The organism is uncultured Devosia sp. (assembly GCF_913055165.1).
In the GTDB taxonomy this organism is placed as follows: domain Bacteria; phylum Pseudomonadota; class Alphaproteobacteria; order Rhizobiales; family Devosiaceae; genus Devosia.
Genome location: NZ_CAJXJS010000032.1, coordinates 19,846 through 39,519 on the forward strand (window position 1 = coordinate 19,846; position 19,674 = coordinate 39,519).

General features: G+C 63.2%; 12 protein-coding genes and 1 pseudogene. 6 read left to right on the forward strand and 7 right to left on the reverse strand.

What is annotated here, in order from left to right:
• Positions 1 to 229: 229 nt before the first annotated feature.
• Both QZ564_RS11625 and QZ564_RS11630 read right to left on the reverse strand, forming a co-directional pair.
• A complete protein-coding gene (locus QZ564_RS11625) occupies positions 230 to 832 on the reverse strand; it encodes an AprI/Inh family metalloprotease inhibitor (RefSeq protein WP_297109694.1) in 603 nt (200 codons plus the stop codon).
• 153 nt (positions 833 to 985) lie between these two features.
• Positions 986 to 1,207 (reverse strand): hypothetical protein, encoded by a 222-nt coding sequence (locus QZ564_RS11630; RefSeq protein ID WP_297109697.1) that lies wholly within the window; start codon positions 1,205 to 1,207, stop codon positions 986 to 988.
• Between the two features lie 200 nt (positions 1,208 to 1,407).
• Between QZ564_RS11630 and QZ564_RS11635 the strand changes: the two genes are divergently transcribed.
• From QZ564_RS11635 to QZ564_RS11650, 4 genes are read left to right on the forward strand one after another with little or no spacing between them, the layout of a single operon-like run.
• A complete protein-coding gene (locus QZ564_RS11635) occupies positions 1,408 to 2,502 on the forward strand; it encodes a microcin C ABC transporter permease YejB (RefSeq protein WP_297109701.1) in 1,095 nt (364 codons plus the stop codon).
• The gene (locus tag QZ564_RS11640; RefSeq protein ID WP_297109704.1) at positions 2,499 to 3,629 is read left to right on the forward strand and encodes an ABC transporter permease; all 1,131 of its coding nucleotides are present in this window, start codon (positions 2,499 to 2,501) and stop codon (positions 3,627 to 3,629) included. Before QZ564_RS11635 ends, QZ564_RS11640 begins: the two co-directional genes overlap by 4 nt.
• Positions 3,626 to 5,260: an ABC transporter ATP-binding protein gene (locus QZ564_RS11645; RefSeq protein ID WP_297109706.1), complete on the forward strand. Its 1,635-nt coding sequence runs from the start codon at positions 3,626 to 3,628 to the stop codon at positions 5,258 to 5,260. The genes QZ564_RS11640 and QZ564_RS11645 overlap by 4 nt, the downstream gene beginning before the upstream one ends.
• 34 nt (positions 5,261 to 5,294) lie before the next feature.
• Entirely contained in the window at positions 5,295 to 7,163 is a 1,869-nt protein-coding gene (locus tag QZ564_RS11650) for an extracellular solute-binding protein (RefSeq protein WP_297109709.1), read from the forward strand.
• Between the two features lie 151 nt (positions 7,164 to 7,314).
• Here the strand turns inward: QZ564_RS11650 and QZ564_RS11655 are convergent, their stop codons facing one another.
• The 4 genes from QZ564_RS11655 to QZ564_RS11670 form a co-directional block, all read right to left on the reverse strand.
• Positions 7,315 to 11,628, reverse strand: coding sequence for a translocation/assembly module TamB domain-containing protein (locus tag QZ564_RS11655; protein WP_297109712.1), 4,314 nt, complete (start codon positions 11,626 to 11,628; stop codon positions 7,315 to 7,317).
• A gap of 20 nt (positions 11,629 to 11,648) precedes the next feature.
• Positions 11,649 to 13,529, reverse strand: a complete 1,881-nt coding sequence (locus tag QZ564_RS11660; protein ID WP_297109714.1) for an autotransporter assembly complex family protein — start codon at positions 13,527 to 13,529, stop codon at positions 11,649 to 11,651.
• A 255-nt stretch (positions 13,530 to 13,784) separates the two neighbouring features.
• Complete coding sequence (locus QZ564_RS11665) at positions 13,785 to 15,785, reverse strand: MacB family efflux pump subunit (RefSeq protein ID WP_297109717.1); 2,001 nt, start codon at positions 15,783 to 15,785, stop codon at positions 13,785 to 13,787.
• Positions 15,785 to 16,993 carry an efflux RND transporter periplasmic adaptor subunit gene (locus QZ564_RS11670; protein ID WP_297109720.1) on the reverse strand — a complete coding sequence of 403 codons (1,209 nt, stop codon included), beginning with the start codon at positions 16,991 to 16,993 and terminating at the stop codon, positions 15,785 to 15,787. The genes QZ564_RS11665 and QZ564_RS11670 overlap by 1 nt, the downstream gene beginning before the upstream one ends.
• Positions 16,994 to 17,160: 167 nt before the next feature.
• Here QZ564_RS11670 and QZ564_RS11675 point away from each other — a divergent pair, with 167 nt between their 5' ends.
• Positions 17,161 to 17,937: an SDR family NAD(P)-dependent oxidoreductase gene (locus QZ564_RS11675; RefSeq protein WP_297109723.1), complete on the forward strand. Its 777-nt coding sequence runs from the start codon at positions 17,161 to 17,163 to the stop codon at positions 17,935 to 17,937.
• 1 nt (position 17,938) lies between these two features.
• Here QZ564_RS11675 and QZ564_RS11680 read toward each other — a convergent pair whose 3' ends face one another.
• Positions 17,939 to 18,982, reverse strand: coding sequence for an Ldh family oxidoreductase (locus tag QZ564_RS11680; RefSeq protein WP_297109726.1), 1,044 nt, complete (start codon positions 18,980 to 18,982; stop codon positions 17,939 to 17,941).
• 140 nt (positions 18,983 to 19,122) lie between these two features.
• Here QZ564_RS11680 and QZ564_RS11685 point away from each other — a divergent pair.
• Positions 19,123 to 19,674 (forward strand): annotated as a pseudogene (locus tag QZ564_RS11685) (aromatic ring-hydroxylating dioxygenase subunit alpha); the annotation flags it as partial.

Below are 19,674 nucleotides of genomic sequence, written 5' to 3' on the forward strand. Positions count from 1 at the left end.
ACCAGTTGCAGCCAAAAATCAAAGGAGAAGCCGACACCCCTCCCACCCTTCGCTAGGGGGAGCGCAGGATCAGGGATTACCGGAGATCGCGCCACACATTCTATGTCACCCTCCCCCTAGCGGGGAGGGTACCGTAGCTAGACCCGAGAGGGTCGTAGCGAAGGTCGGGAGAGGGTGTCCAGCCATTGGCCAAACAAAAAAACCGGCCCTGTCGGACCGGCTTTCAAACTCAGCGGGCCATCGATACGGCCTGGCCGCCGCCCATGGTGCCGATATAGCGGCCACCCGAGGGGGCGAGGAACGCAGCGATATTGCCGTTCTCATCATAAAGCTGCAGTTGCGAACCCACCTGCTGCCAGCCGGTGACCGAGGCGATCTGCGGCACAGTACAGCCCGGCGCCGAGGCGCGGTAGTAATTGGTGCCGGTTTTGGCGGTAAGCGGCAGGTTCAGGCGGCAGGTCTGGCCGGCGGCAACCACATTCCAGGCGCCTTCCGGGCCGGTGGAAACGCCGGTGGCCAGCGGCGTGCCCACTGTGGTGATCGACCCTGCGCCCGTGCCGGCAACTGTCGTGGTGGTGCTTGCAGTTGCCGTGGTCTGGCCGCCCAGTACCGGCTGGCCGGAAAGCCCCGGTGCCGGAGTGCCGGTGGCACCGATGGCGGGTAGAGTGCTCTGCTGCACGGTCGAGTTCTGCACTGGCTGCAACTGCTGAGGCTGGCCAACCACATTGAGATTGGCGGTATTGGTCCGGCTGGACGGAGAACAGGCCGCCACCACGAGGGCGAAGGCCGCCAGGCCGACAACGGATGAAGCGCCGCGCTTCCAATCCTGCATTGATCACTCCTGCCCCAAGGGCTTAATGCACATTAACACTTGTGGCGGCTTATACCGAAAGCCTCCACCCGGTTCAATTGCCCGACCCGCACCAATCCGCCTCTCACAGCAATGTGGCCGTTTTAGGCATGACCTCCAGGCGCGATCGCGCCGCTATTCCATGTCCTTGAGCAGATCCTGGGCCAGCAGGGTGGCATCGGCGACTTCCTCCTCCGGCACCTCAACCACAAATCCCTCCGGTCCGAAAAGATTGGGGACCCCGGGCAAACCGCCTTCGCGTGGCTCCAGCGGATGAAACCCATGCGCCCGCAGCGCCACGATGAGAATACGAGCGACAGACTGGTTCTTCACCTGCACGATGGGCGCGAATTTCATGGGCGTCTCCTGATCGGGCCGATCCTGACCAGTTCGGACAACTACGGCAAGTGCGCGTCAGCCGGATATGGTCGTGATCACAAGCAATTGGCCGGGGCCAGCTTGCCAAGCCGTCACCGAAATGTTGCATTGGGACAAATCCGGCGCATGCGGTGATTTGGCCCGTGCGACCGGTTGGAACAGGGAGAACCGGAGCAGGAATGGGCGCCTATATCATCCGCCGCCTCTTGCTGATGATCCCCACCGTTTTCGGCATCATGGCCGTCAGTTTCCTCATCACCCAGTTTGCTCCCGGCGGCCCTGTGGAACAGGCCCTTGCCAACCTGTCGGGCCAGAACGTCAGTGCGCTCGACCGCGTGACAGGCAGCGAAGGCGGGGACTTTGCAGGCCAGCAGGATCAGGGCGCCAGTTCTGGCTATCGAGGCAGCCAGGGTCTCGCGCCCGAACTCGTGGAGCGCATCGAAAGGCAGTTCGGCTTCGACAAGCCACCGCTCGAGCGCTTCTTCTCCATGCTCGGCAACTATCTGCGCTTCGATTTCGGCGAAAGCTACTACCGCGACATCTCGGTAATAGACCTGGTCCTGGAGAAGATGCCGGTCTCCATCTCGCTGGGCCTGTGGATGACGCTGATCGCCTATGGCGTCTCCATCCCGCTGGGCATTGCCAAAGCCGTCCGCGACGGATCACGCTTTGATGTCTGGTCCTCCACCCTCATCATCATCGGCTACGCCGTGCCGGGCTTTCTGGTCGCCATCGTGCTGGTCGTCTTTTTTGCCGGCGGCAGTTTCTGGCAACTTTTCCCACTGCGCGGCCTGACCTCGCCCGGCTGGGAGAGCTTCCCCTGGTGGCGGCAGGTGCTCGATTATTTCTGGCATCTCGTATTACCGATCATCGCGATGGGCCTGGGCGCCTTCGCCACCGCAACCCTGCTGACGAAGAACTCCTTCCTTGATGAGATTGGCAAGCAATATGTCATCACCGCCCGCGCCAAGGGCCTGACCGACAATCAGGTGCTTTATGGCCACGTCTTCCGCAATGCCATGATGCTGATCATCGCCGGCTTTCCCGGCGCCTTCATAGGCGTCTTCTTCGGCGGCTCGCTGCTCATCGAAACGATCTTCCTTTTGGATGGGCTGGGCCTGCTCGGCTTCGAAGCCGTGGTGAGTCGCGACTATCCGGTGGTCTTTGCCACCCTCTATATCTTCTCGCTGCTCGGGCTCATCATCGGGCTGATCTCGGACCTGACCTATATGTGGGTCGATCCGCGCCTCGATTTCGAGAGCCGCGACGTATGACGGTTGCCATCCATCCAATAGGCGCCCGCCCGTCCCGCCTGTCGCCGCTCAACCAGCGCCGTCTCGCCAATTTCCGGGCCAATCGCCGCGGCTGGTGGAGCCTGTGGATCTTCCTCTTTTTCTTCCTTGTCACCCTTGGCGCCGAATTCGTCGCCAATGACCGGCCGATCCTGGTCATGTACAAGGGTGAACTGCTCGTGCCCGCCCTTGTGGATTATCCCGAGTCCAAATTTGGCGGATTTCTCGGCCTCACAAACTATCGCCACGCGGTCAATATCGAGGAAATCGAGGCCAATGGCTGGATGCTCTGGCCGCCCATCCGCTTCAATCACAATACGGTAGACAGCTATGTCGCCTTTCCCGGCGCCAATCCGCCGAGCTGGCTGCTGACCCGGGAGCAGATCTGTCAGCGCTATCCCCAAGGCACCGCCGACCCCCAGTGTGTCCCCGGAAACTATCACTGGCTCGGCACCGATGTGACTGGCCGCGATGTGCTGGCCCGCCTCATCCACGGCTTCCGCATTTCGATCCTGTTTGGATTGGTGCTGACGGTGGTCTCCTCGGTAATTGGCGTCGTCGCCGGGGCCGTCCAGGGCTATTTCGGCGGCTGGACCGACCTGATCGGACAACGTCTGATCGAGATATGGACCTCAGTGCCCGCGCTCTATCTCCTGCTGATTATCTCGTCAGTGATCGCCCCCAATTTCTGGGTCCTGCTCGGCATCCTGCTGCTGTTTTCCTGGGTGACGCTCGTGGGCATCGTGCGCGCCGAGTTCCTGCGCGCCCGCAATTTCGAATATGTCAGCGCCGCCCGTGCCCTGGGCGTCTCCAACCGGCGCATCATGTGGCGGCATCTGCTGCCCAACGCCATGGTCGCAACGCTGACCTTCATGCCCTTCATCCTCTCGGGCTCGGTGGCCACCCTGACCTCGCTGGATTTTCTTGGTTTCGGCCTGCCGGTCACTGCCCCCTCGCTTGGCCGGCTGCTGGCCGAAGGCAAGGCGAGCCTGGATGCACCCTGGCTGGCACTGACGGGCTTTCTCACGGTCGCCATCATGATGACCCTGCTGGTCTTCATCGGCGAGGCTGTCCGCGACGCCTTCGATCCGCGAAAGACATTCCGATGACGGCACCCCTGCTTTCGGTCCGTGATCTGTGTGTTCGCTTCGGGCCAGTCTCTGCAGTCGACCGCGTCTCCTTTGATGTCTCGCCCGGCGAGACGTTGGCCCTGGTCGGTGAAAGTGGCTCAGGCAAGTCGGTAACGGCCCTGTCCGTGCTCGGGCTGCAACCCGCATCGGCTGCTGTCACGGGCATGATCGGTTTTGAGGGAACCGATCTTGCCCGAGCCGATGCCTCCACGTTGCGCTCGGTGCGCGGCAATCAAATCGGCATGATCTTTCAGGAGCCGATGAGTTCGCTCAACCCGGTCCACACCATCGGCAAGCAGATCGGCGAAGTCCTGGCCATCCATCAGGGCCTGCGCAAGAATGCCGCCCGCGCGCGCACGCTCGAGCTTCTTGACGCCGTCGGCATTCCTGAGCCGCAACGCCGCATTGACGATTTCCCCCACCAGCTCTCGGGCGGCCAGCGTCAGCGCGCCATGATCGCCATGGCCATCGCCAACGATCCCAAGCTGCTGATTGCCGACGAGCCAACAACGGCATTGGACGTGACCGTACAGGCGCAGGTGCTGGAACTGCTGAAATCGCTGCAGCGCCAGACCGGCATGGCTTTGCTCTTCATCACCCATGACCTCACAATAGTCCGTCGCATTGCCGATCGTGTCTGTGTCATGACCAATGGCAACATTGTCGAGGCGGGGCCGGTCGCTTCCTTGTTTGCAGCACCCCAGCATGTGTACACCAGGCGTCTGCTGGCTGCCGCACCGTCCGGCGCGCCGGCCAGCCTGTCCGGCGAACCGCACAGCGTTGTCTCCGCCACCGATCTGAAAGTCTGGTTTCCGGTGCGACGTGGATTGTTGCGTCGCACCGTCGGGCACATCCGCGCCGTGGACGGCGTCGATATGGATATCCGCAAGGGGGAGACCCTGGGCGTCGTTGGGGAGAGCGGCTCGGGCAAGTCGTCCCTAGGCTATGCGCTACTGCGATTGATCCCTTCCACCGGTCGGATCGCCCTGCTCGGCCAGGATGTGCAATCGCGCTCCTGGAATGATCTGCGGCCGCTGCGCAAGCATATGCAGATCGTCTTCCAGGACCCATTCGGCTCCCTTAGCCCGCGCATGTCAGTGCGCGAAATCGTCGGTGAAGGGCTGGAGGTGCACATGCCGAGGCTCTCAGCTCAGGAGCGGACCGCCCGGGTGGAAGGAGCGCTGGAGGAGGTGGGCCTGGACGTGTCGACTGCCGCCCGCTACCCGCACGAATTTTCAGGTGGCCAGCGCCAGCGCATCGCCATCGCCCGCGCTCTGGTGCTCGAGCCGGATTTTCTGGTGCTCGACGAGCCGACCTCGGCGCTCGACGTGTCCATCCAGTCCCAGATCATCGATCTGCTGCGCGACATCCAGCAGCGCCGGCAATTGAGCTATTTGTTCATCAGTCACGATCTGCGGGTCGTCAAAGCCCTGGCGCATCGCCTGATCGTCATGCGTGATGGCCAGGTGGTCGAACAGGGCGAGGCTGCGGACATATTCGCTGCACCGCGCGATCCCTACACCCGTCAGCTTCTCACCGCCGCCTTCGACCTGGCGGCGCCGCGCAATGTGACACAGACCACATTGCCGACCCCGCCCGCCAGTGACTAACATTCCCACCACGACCGCCATGGAGCCCCGTGCGATGACCTACGCCACCAAACTTGCCTCCCTGGGCCTGGCCGCCTTTGCAGCCATGGCCATAGCGCTTCCGGCCCTCGCGCAAACGCCGACCGGGGTGTGGGTCCACGCCGACTCTCTCACCGAAAGCCCGAAATATCCCGAAGGGTTCACGCATTTCGACTACGTCAACCCGGAGGCGCCCAAGGGCGGCACGGTACGCTTGGGCGCTCGTGGTGGCTTCGACACGTTCAACCCGATCCTGCCCCAGGGTGAGGCGGTCAGCGGGCTGGGATTGGTCTACGAAACGCTGATGACATCTTCCATGGACGAGGTGAACACCTCCTATGGGCTTTTGGCCGATGCCATGAAGGTGGCGGAGGACTACGGCGCCGTCACCTTCCGCATGGACGCCGATGCGCGCTGGCATGACGGCGAGCCGGTTACTGCCGAGGACGTCGTCTGGTCCTTCGACAAGGTCATCGAGATCAGTCCGATCTATGCCCAATATTACGCCAACATCGTCTCGGCCGAGGCGACGGCGCCAGGCGAAGTCACCTTCACCTTCGACCAGACGGGCAACCGGGAACTGCCGCATATTCTCGGCCAGCTGCTGGTATTGCCGCAGCACTGGTGGGAGGGCACCAATGCCGAGGGCGAACCCCGCGACATTGGCGCCTCGACCCTCGAACCACCGCTGGGCTCAGGGCCCTATCGACTTGCCAGTTTCGAGCCGGGCCGCACCGTCACCTATGAACGTGTCGAGGACTATTGGGGCGCAGATCACCCCACACAGGTCGGCACCAACAATTTCGACCGCTATGTCTACGAGTTCTTCCTGGACGAGACGGTCTGGTTCGAAGCCTTCAAGGGCGACCAGTTTGACTGGTGGAGCGAATATACCGCCCGCCGCTGGGCCACCGGGTTCGACTTCCCGGCGGTGGCCGAAGGCCGCGTCATCCGCGAAGAATTCCCGCAGGACTACAATGGCAGTGGGCAGATGACGGGCTTCATTCCCAATCTGCGCCGCGAGAAGTTCCAGGATGAGCGCGTGCGCGAGGCCTTCAACTATGCCTTTGACTTCGAGGAGCTGAACGCCACCGTCTTCTACGGGCAGTATGAGCGCATCGACAGCTATTTCCACGGGCTGCCCTTTGCATCCAGCGGCCTGCCACAGGGCGAGGAACTGGAGGTGCTCGAAAGCGTCCGCGAGCTGGTGCCGCCCTCTGTCTTCACCGAGGAATACACCAATCCGGTCAATGGCGACCCCACCAAGCTCCGCGCCAATCTGCGCATCGCGCTGGGCCTGCTCAATGAAGCCGGATACACGCTCGACGGCACCCGGCTGGTGGATGCCAATGGTCAGCAGCTCTCGATCGAACTGCTGATGCATCAGCCCACCCTGGAGCCGATCGCCCAGAACATGATCACCAATCTGGGACAGATCGGCGTCAACGTGACCCTGCGCATGGTCGACACGCCGCAATATATCAACCGTCTGCGCAGCTTCGACTACGACATGATTTATGCCAGCTGGGCGCAGTCCTTCTCGCCCGGCAACGAGCAGCGCTATTTCTTCGGGTCCTCCAGCGTCGACCAGGAAGGGTCACGCAACTATGCCGGCATCGCCGATCCCGGCATTGACGCGCTGATCGACAAGCTCGTCGTCGCCGATGATCGCGACACCCAATTGGCCATTGTCAGTGCATTGGATCGGGTCTTGCTGCACCACCATTTCGTGGTGCCAGGCTATACGCTCACCTATTCGCGCATCGCCCACTGGGACCGCTTCAGCCGCCCTGAGCAACTGCCCGAATTTTCCTCGGGCTTCCCATCCATCTGGTGGTGGGATGAGGAAAAGGCGGCAAAGACTGGCGGGGCCGCGGCGCAATGAACAAAGGGCGGCTCCAGGGCCGCCCTTCCTCTTTATGCAACTTGACTAAGCTAATAACCAAGGCGACGCAGCGGCGAAGAGGGGTGTCCGTAAATCCTTGCAATAACCAGGCGCATGCAATGCCCGCCATTCAGCAGAGTCCAATTTCCGCTCAATAGTCCCGCTCGTAGAACACGCCGACACTGGAATTGCCGTCCTGGCCGGCGGCCCCCTTGATGGTCAGGTCATCCGTCACATCCAGATTGATGGTCACCTTGGACTGGCCATTCGCGCCGGCGGTGACACCGAGATAGACATTGTCCTGAATATAGGTGCCGGCCTGAACACCGACATTGCCCTGGTCGTCGGTCACGACATCCAGATCGGCGAGGCCTGCGGCCCCGCGCAGGCTGTCGACCAGCCCACCACCGCCGCCGCCACCAACCAGTTCGGCCGCGGCCGCGGCCAGCTGCGCCAGTTGCAGCGGCGAGAGTTCGCCCATGGAGCGGTTAAAGATCAGCCGGCTCAGCACTTCGTCCTGCGGCAGGGTCGGGTTGGAGGAGAACGAAATGTCGGGCGACGATGCCCGGCCCGACAATGTCACGAACACCGTGATGCCATCGCCCTCCGTCCGAGCCACGAAATTGAGCTGCGGATCGAGGTCCCCCACCAGCGTCACCGTTCCGGTTTCGAAGATGACGCGCTGCCCCAGAATCGAGAGCCGGCCGCGGATGAGATTGAAGGCACCCACCGGCTGCACATTGTTGACGCTGCCGGTCAGGCGCACCGACCCGCCCACTTCCGCATCGAGCCCACGCCCGCGAATGAAGATCTGGTTGGGCGCATTGACCATCACGTCAAGCTGCAATTGCGGCCCGCCACCGGCCGCCACGCCCGTTCGTTCATCGATCCTGGCGCGATCCAGGGTCCGTTGGACGTCGGCAGGCGCCCGGCGATGCTCAACATCAATCAGCTGCGCGCCCCCGCCCAGGCTTTCTGGCACGGTGATGTTGGCCTGTTCGACCAGCACATTGCCCGACAGCAAAGGCGCGCCGGTCAAATTGCCGGCAAGACCCAGATTGCCGGAAAGCGTCGCCACGAAGAGATCGCCATCGGCATAGCGTGCCGAATTGATCTGCACCGCCAGATCAGCCGGCAGGGCGCCGCTGAGCCCCACCGTGCCGGAGGCCGAGACGCTGCCGCCGGTCGCCAGATTGGCACTCAGGGACTCAATGGTGGCATTGGTGCCGTTCAGGGATGCGCGTCCAGTGATGCCGGTCAGGCGGAGATTGAGTTCGGGATCGACATATTCGGCGCCAGTGGTAGCAACACTGCCGGCAAATTGCGGATTGCTGAGGCTGCCGCTCACCCGCGCGTCAAAGCTCGCCGTGCCCGATATCCGGGCGCCCCGGTCGGAAACGAATTGGTTGGCTAGCGACAAGGGCGCGGAACCATTGAGCGCGATGTCGACACCATTGCCCGCCAGCGGCAACCGGCCCGAGCCGCTTACATTGAGACCGCCGCTGCCATTGGCGCTGACGCTCTCCAGGATAACGGCATTGCCGCCATAGCTGCCGGAGGCGGTAAGCGATAGCGGGGTGATGCCGAAGGGCGCGATGGCCCGCGCACCGACGCCCCCAGCCTGCACATCAAAGCCGACCTGGGGATCGCTGGCCTGTCCCGAGACGATCGCCTGCCCATCGAGTGTTCCGGACAGACCAAGGTCCGGCGCCACGGCATTGGCGATAGACAGCGGCAGGCTGGAAATATCGACCACCATATCGAGTGTCTGGCCCGCAGTGCCGGTGGCCGTAATGCTGCCCGAGCCGACATTGAAACGGATCGCATCGAGCGCAATGCTGTCGCCTTGCACCAGAAGCACTGCCGGATCGGCGAGGCGGGCGGTGAGGTCGCCCTGTTCCAGGCTGGCGCGATCCAGTGCCAGACGATAGCCGCCATCGACCGGGTTGAGGGAGCCCGCCAGATCGACGTCTGTTCCCGTGGCCAGCGCGGCCTGTGCGTCAAACTGTGTTGTCTCGCCTGCCTGACTGGCCCGCGCCGTCAGGTTGTCCACGACAATGCCTCCCGCCACGACATTGCTGGCCTTGGCGGTTCCGTTGACAATGGGAACGCCGAACAGGTCGGAAACGCCCGCGGAAATATCGGCATCGCCAACAGCGATGTCATTGATCCGGAGGTCCGACGCGTTGGCGGTGATGCCCGCGCCCTGCTCGCCATTCTGCGGGGTCAATTCGATCGCCGCGTTGATCGCCCCCGAGGCATCGGTCAGCAGCAGCGCCGCAGCCAGGGACACATCGCTGGCCGCAATGTCGAGCCGCCCGTCCAGCAGCCCGCTCTCGACCATGCGGGTCACGCCGCCACTCACCCGGGTGCCGGCGATTTCGAAGCCAATATCGGACAGCGCCTGGGTGTCGGCGTCGGATTCAAAATGGGTGGCCAGCGTCGCGCGATGACCATCGAGCATGGCCGAGCCCGAAACGTCGCCGTCAATGATGCCCTCCAGCAAGGTAGCGGCGATTCCCAGCTTGGCGTCGCGCAGCGTGTAGTCGCCGAGCGTACCGCTGGGAACCTGCACATCAAGCATCAGCACCAGCGGCGCTTCGGCTTCGCTCGTGCGCGCCGATCCGCGCAGGCTCAGGGCACCGCTGGCCTGCTCCGAAACAAGAGCGAGATCGGAGAGGTCGAGTGCAATGTTGAAATCGGCAATCTCACTGGCATAGCGACCGTCAGCAGTGAACTGCACCTGGTCATTGGCGATGGAAAACGCCTCGGCGGTTATCCCCGCCTCGGTGCGCGCCAGCCGGCCGGACAGCCCGACAGTACCAGCGAGCAGCGCATCGGCCGTTGGGTCATCTACCCTGAGGTCGGTGCCGGTGCCGTCAAACACCAGGTCGAACCCACCGGTGACCGGCAAGAAGCGGCCATCGGCAACCAGATCGAGACTGCCGCTCAGCGCACGATCTGCCAGGCCAGAAAAGGGGGCGATACTGCCGGTCTGGATCTGGATACGGCCATCAAAAATGGTGCCGTCGATTTGCCCGGCCATGGCAGCGGTCAGCGCTTGGCCGACCACGCGCAATTCGGCCAGTTCAATGGGCTCTCCGGCATTCCACAGGCCTGCAATCCCCAGCCCCACCCGGCTTCCCAGCGCCGCCTCCACGCCCGGGTCGGCCGAAATGCCCGACAGCGCACCGTCACCATTGAAGGTCACCATGCGGGTGGCCGGATCTTCAAGATTGCGGGCCACGCCGCCGACACCCAGCGCGAAATCCCGCGCCTCGAACCCGTCGGTTTCCAGGCCCTCAATGGCAACTTGAGCTTGCCATTCATCGCTTGCCGCCGTCCCAAACGCGATGCGGACTTGCCCACCCTGAACCAGCGTCGACGCGCCGGGCACTGGCAGCCTCACCCTGTTTCCTTCAGGATCGGCCACAGTCGCCGTCAAATCCAACAGGCTGAGGAAATTGTCCGCCGTGGTCTGCGCGCGCGCCGTCAGGCCCAGCTGTCCACCGCTCAATGTCAGATTGGCAATGTCGAGGCCGCCAGCGCTCTTGACCAGCGCATCCACGGTCAACCTTGTGTCGGCGCCGAAAAACGCGCGATAGGGCTCGGCCACCAGGGTCGAGAGCGGGCCGCCCAGCGTGGCATCGATATCGAAGCCTTCCGCCTGCTGCGCGATCATTGCCGTCCCTGTGAGCGCCGGCTGGTCATTGGCCAGCAATTGGAGCTGCGTGGTGAGATCGGCGACCGGCCCCTCCCCCTGCAGCGTCAGTGTCATGGCCGGGCGGTCCTGGATGTTGAGCAGGTTCGCCAGCACCCCATTGGGCGGCTCCATCAGCGACAGGCCGAGATCGATCGTATTGCCCTCACGCCGATAGGCGACGTCGAGGTCCAGCGTTCCACCAGGGCCATCAAGGCGCACAATGTCCAGCACCGCATCGAGATTGCCGCTTTCCAGCGTCATCGACCCGGCAAGGGAAATCTCCGAGCCCAGCCCGAACACCCCTTCGCCAAAGGTAACACTGGGCACGGCCAGTTCGCCGATCTGGATGGCGACCGGAAACTCGGGGATTTCCAGCGTCCCTGCCTCGGGTGGCGGCAGATCGACAGCGCCCTCCACCGGGATCGGGTTGCGGATATAGTCGATGGACTCCGCGCGCAGCGAATTGACCTCCAGCCGCCCGCCGAGCAGCGCCGACTGGTTCCAATTGAGGCTCGCATCGTTGATGCGCAGCCATACCCCTTCGGCGTCCGAGATGGTGATCTCATTGATCGAGACGTCAGAGCCGAGAATACCCTCGATATTGGAGAGTCGGATCTGCCGCTCCGGGGTGGACAATTGACCCTCGACAAAGCCGGTCAGCCAATCCTTCTGCTCTTCATTGTTCATGTCCTGCGCGACCAGCGCCACCGGCACGGCGGCAGGCGCCAGCAGCAGGGCTGCAAGCAGAAGCCGCCTGCGCATATTGGGGGTCCGCCCGGCCATCAGAACGCCTGCCCTATGCCAGCATAGATCGCATAGTCCGGATCGCCTGCCTTGCGATTGAGGGGCACCGCCACATCAAGGCGCAAGGGACCCAGTCCGGTATAGTAACGGACACCGATGCCCGCTCCCAGACGCAGGTCATCCAGCCCGGGGAACGTATCGGCTGCCACATAGCCACCATCGACAAACCCGACCACGCCAATATCGTCGGTCACCTTGGCGCGGGCTTCCAGCGAGGCCTCCAGCAAATAGCGCCCGCCGGTGATCGTTCCTGTCCCATCGTCGACGCCGATGGACTTGAACGCATAACCGCGCACCGAACCGCCCCCGCCGGCAAAGAACAGCTTGTCCGGCGGAATATCCACCAGTGCCGGCCCGACCACAGCGCCCGCTTTGAGCCGGCCGGCCAGCACAAAGGGATCTTCCTCCCCAAAGCCGAAATAGGTGCGGCCTTCCACCACCAGCCGGCCACCCGGCGAACCACCGAGCAGATCGATATAAGGCTCGATATTGGCCGAGGCATACCAGCCTTCGGTGGGATCGACCGTGCTGTCGCGCCCGTCATAGATCACGCCGGCATAAAGGCCTGCTGTCTGGAAGTCGCGTGTGCCAAAGACATCGTCAAAGCGCGCCACCTCGAAGCTCGCGCCCCCCTCGAAGGTCAGCTCGTCCGAGAAGAACCAGCTCAGCCCGACGCGTCCGCCGGCCGAGGTCTCGGTATATTTGGGATAGATCGTCCGCTCTGCCGATACCGTCGCCACCAGATCCACATCGGGGTGGTAGAAGCCCGGCTTGGTGAAGGTACCGCCGATGAAATAGTCGAACTGGGCGGTGTCGATTGGCCAAGCAATGCTGGCAATGCGCGCATCCAGTCGCAGCCTTTCGGCCTGGCCGAACAGATTGCGCCAGAGGTGATAGGCTTCCAGGCCAAGTCCATCCACGGTCGAATAGGTGGCACCCACGCCAAAGCGCCGCCCCGGCAACTCCTCCACGATCAGTTCGTAGGGCAACAGGCCATCGCTACCGATGCTCTCGGCTGCCTCCAGCCGCGATGCCCGAAACACCTCCAGACGGTCAAGCCGCTTCTGGGCACGTTCCAACTCGTCCGGATCATATTCTTGGCCCACGGTCAGTCCGGTCTGCTGAGCGACGAAATCCGGGTTCATCCGCTCCGCCCCGGTCACCCGCACGGGCCCGAAGGCCGCCCTTTGCCCAGGGTTCACCGTGATAGTGGCAGCCACCGTATTGGTCGCGTGATCCGCGACCACATCGCGGGAAACGATCTCTGCCTTGGCATAGCCCTGCTGCCGCCAGGCCTCCAGCGCCAGCTGCTCGGCCCTCAGGATCACCGCCGAGCGCGCAATTTCGCCGGTTCCATAGCCGCGCAGCACCGGCGAGGGCACCTGATCGGCAGGATCGGAGGTGGGCGGCGCCTGATTGACGATCATCACCTCGCCAAAGCGGAACAGCGGCCCCACCGAAACGGCAATCGTGACATCGACCGGATCGGGCAAGACCGTGTCTGGCGGCAGGCTGGCGGCTTCCCGTCCAGCAATGTGGATGCTGACGGCACCGCCGTAATAACCCTCGCCATAAAGCGCCGCGAGCAGGCGCCGATAGTCGCCACGCGCCTTGGCGATCAGCCCCGCAGCACCGGATGCAGGCTCGGCCTGGTCGGCGAGCAGGGCAGACGCATTGCGCAGCGCCGCCTCAACGGCACCGCCTTCGCTGGATGTGAAAGTGACGAAATAGGGTTGGGGATCGACAATCACCGCATCGGCGTCGATCTCGGACTGGTCCTCGAAAAACTTGATGCCGAACAGCTCAAAGCCACTAGCCGGAATCGCCGCCCCGACCGCCATGGTCAGGCCGATGCACAAGGCGCCAATACTCGATACCAGACGCGCGCTTTGCAGTGGTCTATCCCGCCCTTTTACGCTTCAACCAAACCGGGCCGAAGCGAAGTTTGCCGCATGGACGGAAAGAATGCGTTAAGCTTTCCCCATCCGCTTTCGAACCCGCCAAAAAGGCGCAGATTTCATGGCCAGTTTAGGGCCGCGGCGGCAAGTCGAACACCCTTTGCGTTGAAATTGTTCGATTTTGGCCGATCACAAGTGACCATTCGCCCATGCTGCCTATTCCCGCGCCAGCGCCTCGACGGGATCCAGCCGGGCAGCCGAGCGGGCGGGCATGAACCCGAAGACCACCCCGATGACGCTGGCCGAAATGATGGCCAGGATGATGGACTCGGTCGAATAGGCCAGCCGTGCGCCCGACACGATAGCCGTCAGACCCTGCCCCAGGGCAAAGCTCAGCGCAACACCAGCGGCGCCGCCGGCGAAGCAGACGAGAATCGCTTCGATCAGGAACTGCCGCATGATGTCGGATCGGCGCGCCCCCACAGCCATGCGGATACCGATCTCCTTTGTCCGCTCGGACACCGAGACTAGCATGATGTTCATCACACCGATGCCGCCGACCACCAGCGAAATCACCGCAATGGTCGATATCAGAATGGTCAGTGTCGCTGTGGTCGACTGGATCGTCTCGCGGATCGTATCGGTGTTCTGGAGAAAGAAATCCTGCGTGCCACCATGCAGCCGGGTCAACAGTTTCGTCATCTCTTCTTCGGCGCGCCCCGTATCGTAGTCATCGGCAACGCGCACCGCGATCGAATTGAGCCAGGATTGCCCCAATATGCGGCTCATGGCCGATGTATAGGGCACATAGACATTGGCATTGTTGCCGCCCGGTCCAAAACCGGAGCTGGTTTCGACCACCCCGATCACCCGCACCGGCACCCGACCCAGCATGATGACTTCGCCGATCGGATCCTCGCCATTGACGAAGATGGCGTCCACCGCGTTCTGGTCGATCACCGCTTCCTGCGCCATGTTGGCGATGCTCTCGGGGCCAAAGCCCGATCCGGCGGTAAATGTGCGGCCGTTGACCTGAAAGAAGTCCGCACCCACGCCCGTCACGGACGCGTTGCTGGCCGTGTTTCGATAAAGCACCGTCGCATTGGCACTGACCTGAGGGGTGACGCTGTCGGCGTAGTCCTGCTGGGCCAGCGCCTCGACATCGGTCGGCCGCAACGTGCGCACCCTTCCCGAGCGCATGTCACCGAACGAGCGCCCCGGATAGACATTGATGGTGTTGGTGCCGATCGAGGAGATATTCTCCAGCACCGCCTGTTGGCTGCCCTGCCCCAGCGCCACCACTGCCACCACCGACGCGATGCCGATGATAATGCCGAGCATGGTGAGGAAGGTGCGCAGCTTGTGCGCGCCCATCGCCCGCAACGCCATGCGCAGGGCCTCGCCCATGCGATCCAGCCCGCGCCGCCAGGTGGCGGCCGCCTTTATTTCCGTCTGGTTCTTTTCGACATGGCGCGGCTCGGCCGTGTAGCGGTCGGCAATGATCTCGCCATCGGCAATCTCGATGATCCGATCCGCCTGCGCCGCGATCTGCTGGTCATGCGTGACGATGATGATGGTGTGGCCATCCGCATGCAATTCCTTGAGCAGGGCCATGAGTTCCTTGCCGGACTGGGAATCCAGTGCGCCGGTCGGCTCGTCCGCGAGGATCACTTCGCCGCCATTCATCAGCGCCCGCGCCACGCTCACCCTTTGCTGCTGACCACCCGACAGCGCATTGGGGCGGTGATCGAGCCGTTCGCCCAGTCCCAGCCGCGTCAGCAGTCCGATTGCCCGCGCCCGTCGCGCGCCGGCATCGGCGCCGGCATAGATGGCCGGCACCTCGACATTCTCGACGGCGTCGAGATCGGCCAGCAATTGGTAGCGCTGGAAGATGAAACCGAAATGCTCGCGCCGGAGCGCCGCCAGCGCGTCCGCATCGAGCGCACTGACATCCTTGCTGTCAAACCGGTAGCTGCCCTCGCTCGCGCGATCCAGGCACCCCAGAATATTCATCAGCGTCGACTTGCCGGAGCCGGACTGGCCGATAATGGCGACCATTTCGCCGCGGCGGATATCGAGATCGATCGCCTTGAGCACGGCCACCGTCTCGGTGCCCGACTGGAAACGCCGCACCAGCCCCCGGATCGATATGATCGCGTCCCCGCGGCCGCCATCTTCTGCCCTGGCGGCCTCGCTGGGCGAAAAGGCGCGGTTCATCAGCCGCCTCCGCCGCGCATCATCATCATGCCCCCGCCGATCCGTGATCCCCCCGGACCTGCTTGGCCCGAAGCGCCTGGGAAGCGCACACCGGTGCCATTGACCACCTGCTCGCCCTCGGTGAGGCCCGATACGATCTCGGCATTGATATTGTCGTTGAGCCCGACCTCAATGGGGGTCGGGCGCATCTCTTCCGTGGCCGGATCATAGACCGTCACAACCACGTCACCACCAGGGCCGCGACGCGTCACCAGGCCCGAGGGTAGCGTCAGCACATCCCGCGCTTCCTCAAGGATAATCGTCACCGAGGCCGTCATCGAGATACGCAGCCGGTGATCCGGATTGGGCACCTCGAACAACCCGTTGTAATAAACCGCGCTGCCCGCACTGGTCGCGTCTTCGGCAATCGAGGTCGGTGCCGGCTCGATCTCGCGCAATGTGGCCTCTATGCGTTCGTCCGGCTCACCCAATATGGTGAAATAGACCTTCTGTCCCGGCCGCACCTTGACCACGTCGGCCTCGGAGATTTCCGCCTTGATCACCATGGTATCGAGATTGGCGATCTTGGCGATGGTGGGCGTCGCCGAATTGGCATTGAGGGTTTGCCCCTCCTCCACCAGCAGCGCCACCACCGTCCCGTCGGCCGGGGCCACAATCCGGGTGCGCGCCAAATCGAGTTCAGCCGACTCCACCGTCAACTCCGCCTGGGCAATCTGGGCGTCCAGCTGGTCGATCTGTGCGCGCGCTTGCTCGACCGCGGCCTGCGCCGTTTCCAGCTCGGTTTGCGACACCAGGCTATTGGCGCTCAATTGTTGCTGCCGCGCCAGCGCCGTCTCCGCCTTGGCGAGGGTAGCCTCCTGGCTGCGGCGTTGCGCCTCGATGCCGGCCAGTGCCGCTTCGGCCGAGCGCACGGCATTTTCCTGGTTGAGGCTGTCGATCTCGGCAATCAGGTCTCCACGATTGACCTGGTCCCCCAGCGAGACATGCACAGCCTTGATGCTGCCGGAAACCTCCGCGCCGACACTGACCAATGCGCTGGCCTGCAGCACGCCCGAAGCAAGCACGGTCGTTTCAATGTCGCCGCGACTGACCGTGACGGTGTCCGGGGCGGTGCTGGCCTGGGTCGGTGCCAGAAAATACCACCACCCGGCCGCGGCACCACCCGCCAACACGATCAGGACAATCAGAAATCTGGCAAAGCGCTTCATGGATTTGAAAAGGCCTTTGTTGAAACAATGCCGCATCCATACGCTCAAAACGCTACGCGTTCACGTTAGCACTGAGTCAGGAGCATTAAACTTTGGACATGTTGACGCGCGTGCAGGCAGCGTCCACCCTATGCCGGACTTTGTGAACTCCCCCTCAGGATCCGTCCATGTACCCGCTGCTCGACCCCAGCCGCTTTGTCGTCTTCATCACCGGTGCAACCTCTGGCTTTGGCGCCGCAGCCGCTCGCCGCTATGTCGGCGCTGGTGGCAAGGTCATTGCGACGGGCCGGCGCGAGGATCGTCTGCTGGCATTGCGCGATGAGCTTGGGCACGACAAGTGCCACATCATTCCCCTCGATGTGCGCGATCGCGTCGCCATGGAAGCGGCCATCGCCGCCATCCCGGCCCCGTTTGACGCCATCAACATCGTCCTCGCCAATGCCGGGCTCGCATTGGGACTGCAGCCGGCCGCCGAAGCCGATTTGCATGACTGGGAAACCATGATCGACACCAATATCAAGGGTCTGGTCTACACCGTCCGCCTGCTGCTGCCCGGCCTCATTGCCCGCGGCGGTGGCCATGTGGTGACGCTCGGCTCTGTGGCCGGCGAATATGCCTATCCCGGTGGCTCCGTCTACGCCGCGTCCAAGGCCTTCGTGAAACACTTCGCCCTCGCCATCCGGTCCGACCTGCAGGGCAAGAATGTCCGCGTCACCGATATCGAACCGGGCCTGACCGAAACCGAGTTTTCACTGGTTCGCTTCAAGGGCGACGAACAGAAGGCGGGCAATGTCTATTCGGGAACCAAGGCGATGAACGCCGAGGATATCGCCGAGTCCATCTTCTGGGCCACGTGCCTGCCCGAACACGTCAACGTCAACAAGATCCAGTTGATGGCCACGACCCAGGCCATCGGCCCGTTCGACATCTATCGGGAGAAATGAACTAGAGCGCGAGGAAGCGAATAGTATCGGGATCGAGCGGAATGCCCTCGATCCGCCGCCGCTCGAGCACCTCCCATTCCCGGTCCCCTGGCGCCATGACCTTGCCGCCGGCACGCACCGCCGAAGCACGCAGACTGGCGAGATAGCCGGTGATGGCGGCGGCGAAGGCCGCGCGTCCGGCAAACTTGTCCGGGTCGATCACCAGCACGAAATGCCCCATGTTCCGAGGCGTGGAGATATCGTCGCCCCCATACATGGGAATGAAATCGGGATCGAGCGTCGTTCCGGTCAGCAGCGCCGAGAACAGTGTCGCCACGCCCGCCAGCCCGGCGCCCTTATAGCCATAGTCGATGCCACCCAGCGGCAGCAGCATGTCCGCGGCAAAAGGATCGCGGGTCGGCACCCCTTCGGGCGTCGCCGCCACGCCCTGGGGGAGTTCCTTGTCGAGCGAACGATACAGCAGGACGCGATTGAGGGGGATCGCGCTGGTCGCCATGTCCAGAAGCCAGGGCTGGCTGTCGGGCACTGGCGCGGCAAAAGCCAGCGGATTGGTACCGTGGAATTTCTCGGCCCCGTCGAACAGGGCAACCATGGAATCGGTATTGGTGGTGGCAAAGGTGACGAACCCCTCTTCGGCGCCGGCCAGGGCATAGGCGCCTGCCGCGCCATAATGCGACGAGCGCCGGACACCTACAGCCCCGACGCCCGCTTCCCGCGCCAGTTCCATGCCCACCTCGACGGCCTTATAGGCCGCATAGTGGCCCAGCCCGTCATCACCATCGACCATGGCGCTGCCCGCGCCGCGCCTGTCAATGCGCAGCTCGGGGTTCTTGTTGAGCCGCCCGCCTGCCAGCATCCGGCAATAGTGTTCGGTCAGGCGGACGCCGTGGCTGTCGATGCCCAGCCGAGAGGCATGCAACATCGCGCGCACCGCCGCCGCCCGCGACGCCTCGCTAGCACCGGCCTCCGCCAGGCGCGCTTCGACGCGTTCACGAACCAGGGCTTCGGCAAAGCGGGGCGTGGTCTCGTCCTGATGCATGGTCATTTCTCTACTGGCCTTCTAGCCATCGGGCCGGATAATCCAAAGCGATATTCCTGACAGGTCGAATGCATGTCCCAATTGCAACTTTGTGCTGGCACACCTCGCCTATCGGGCTATGCTGGATTGCAAAGTTGAGACTGCCCATGCCCCAAACTCCTGATCCCATAACCCGCAATCTCTGGCACGTCGTTGCCGCCACCGATGAATTGCCCATTGGCATGGTCGAAACAACGCTGCTGCTCGATACACGCCTGGCCATGACCCGCGGTGAGGATGGGCAACCTGTGGTCTGGCTGCGCGCGAACGAGGAAGATGGCGACGAGATCGACGCCGAAACCATCCTCGAACGCCTGCCGGTTCGCACCGCCTATGGCTATTCCTGGACCTGCCTGGGCACCCCCGCCGGCGAGCTCTTTCCCATCCCCGAATTTGCCGAACCCGACCGCAAGAACATGAGTTGCGGCTCCATCGGCATTCACGTGTCTGCCCCCCGCGCTGTCGAGAATTTCCTCGATATGGGTCACTTTCCGTATGTCCACACCGATATTCTGGGCGCCGAACCCCATACCGAGGTCAAGGAATACGACGTCGAGGTCTCCGAGGAGCGCGACGAGGTGCTGGCCACCAAATGCCGCTTCATGCAGCCCCGCGCCGCCAAGTCGGCTACCACGGCCATGGAAGTCGAATATGTCTAT

What these genes read in the sequence shown, in the direction of transcription:
- QZ564_RS11625 (WP_297109694.1), bottom strand. Translation starts at nt 832, where the DNA reads ATGCAGGATTGGAAGCGCGGCGCTTCATCCGTTGTCGGCCTGGCGGCC.
- QZ564_RS11655 (WP_297109712.1), bottom strand. Translation starts at nt 11,628, where the DNA reads ATGCGCAGGCGGCTTCTGCTTGCAGCCCTGCTGCTGGCGCCTGCCGCC.
- QZ564_RS11635 (WP_297109701.1), top strand. Translation starts at nt 1,408, where the DNA reads ATGGGCGCCTATATCATCCGCCGCCTCTTGCTGATGATCCCCACCGTT.
- QZ564_RS11675 (WP_297109723.1), top strand. Translation starts at nt 17,161, where the DNA reads ATGTACCCGCTGCTCGACCCCAGCCGCTTTGTCGTCTTCATCACCGGT.
- QZ564_RS11640 (WP_297109704.1), top strand. Translation starts at nt 2,499, where the DNA reads ATGACGGTTGCCATCCATCCAATAGGCGCCCGCCCGTCCCGCCTGTCG.
- QZ564_RS11665 (WP_297109717.1), bottom strand. Translation starts at nt 15,785, where the DNA reads ATGAACCGCGCCTTTTCGCCCAGCGAGGCCGCCAGGGCAGAAGATGGC.
- QZ564_RS11630 (WP_297109697.1), bottom strand. Translation starts at nt 1,207, where the DNA reads ATGAAATTCGCGCCCATCGTGCAGGTGAAGAACCAGTCTGTCGCTCGT.
- QZ564_RS11645 (WP_297109706.1), top strand. Translation starts at nt 3,626, where the DNA reads ATGACGGCACCCCTGCTTTCGGTCCGTGATCTGTGTGTTCGCTTCGGG.
- QZ564_RS11650 (WP_297109709.1), top strand. Translation starts at nt 5,295, where the DNA reads ATGACCTACGCCACCAAACTTGCCTCCCTGGGCCTGGCCGCCTTTGCA.
- QZ564_RS11670 (WP_297109720.1), bottom strand. Translation starts at nt 16,993, where the DNA reads ATGAAGCGCTTTGCCAGATTTCTGATTGTCCTGATCGTGTTGGCGGGT.
- QZ564_RS11680 (WP_297109726.1), bottom strand. Translation starts at nt 18,982, where the DNA reads ATGACCATGCATCAGGACGAGACCACGCCCCGCTTTGCCGAAGCCCTG.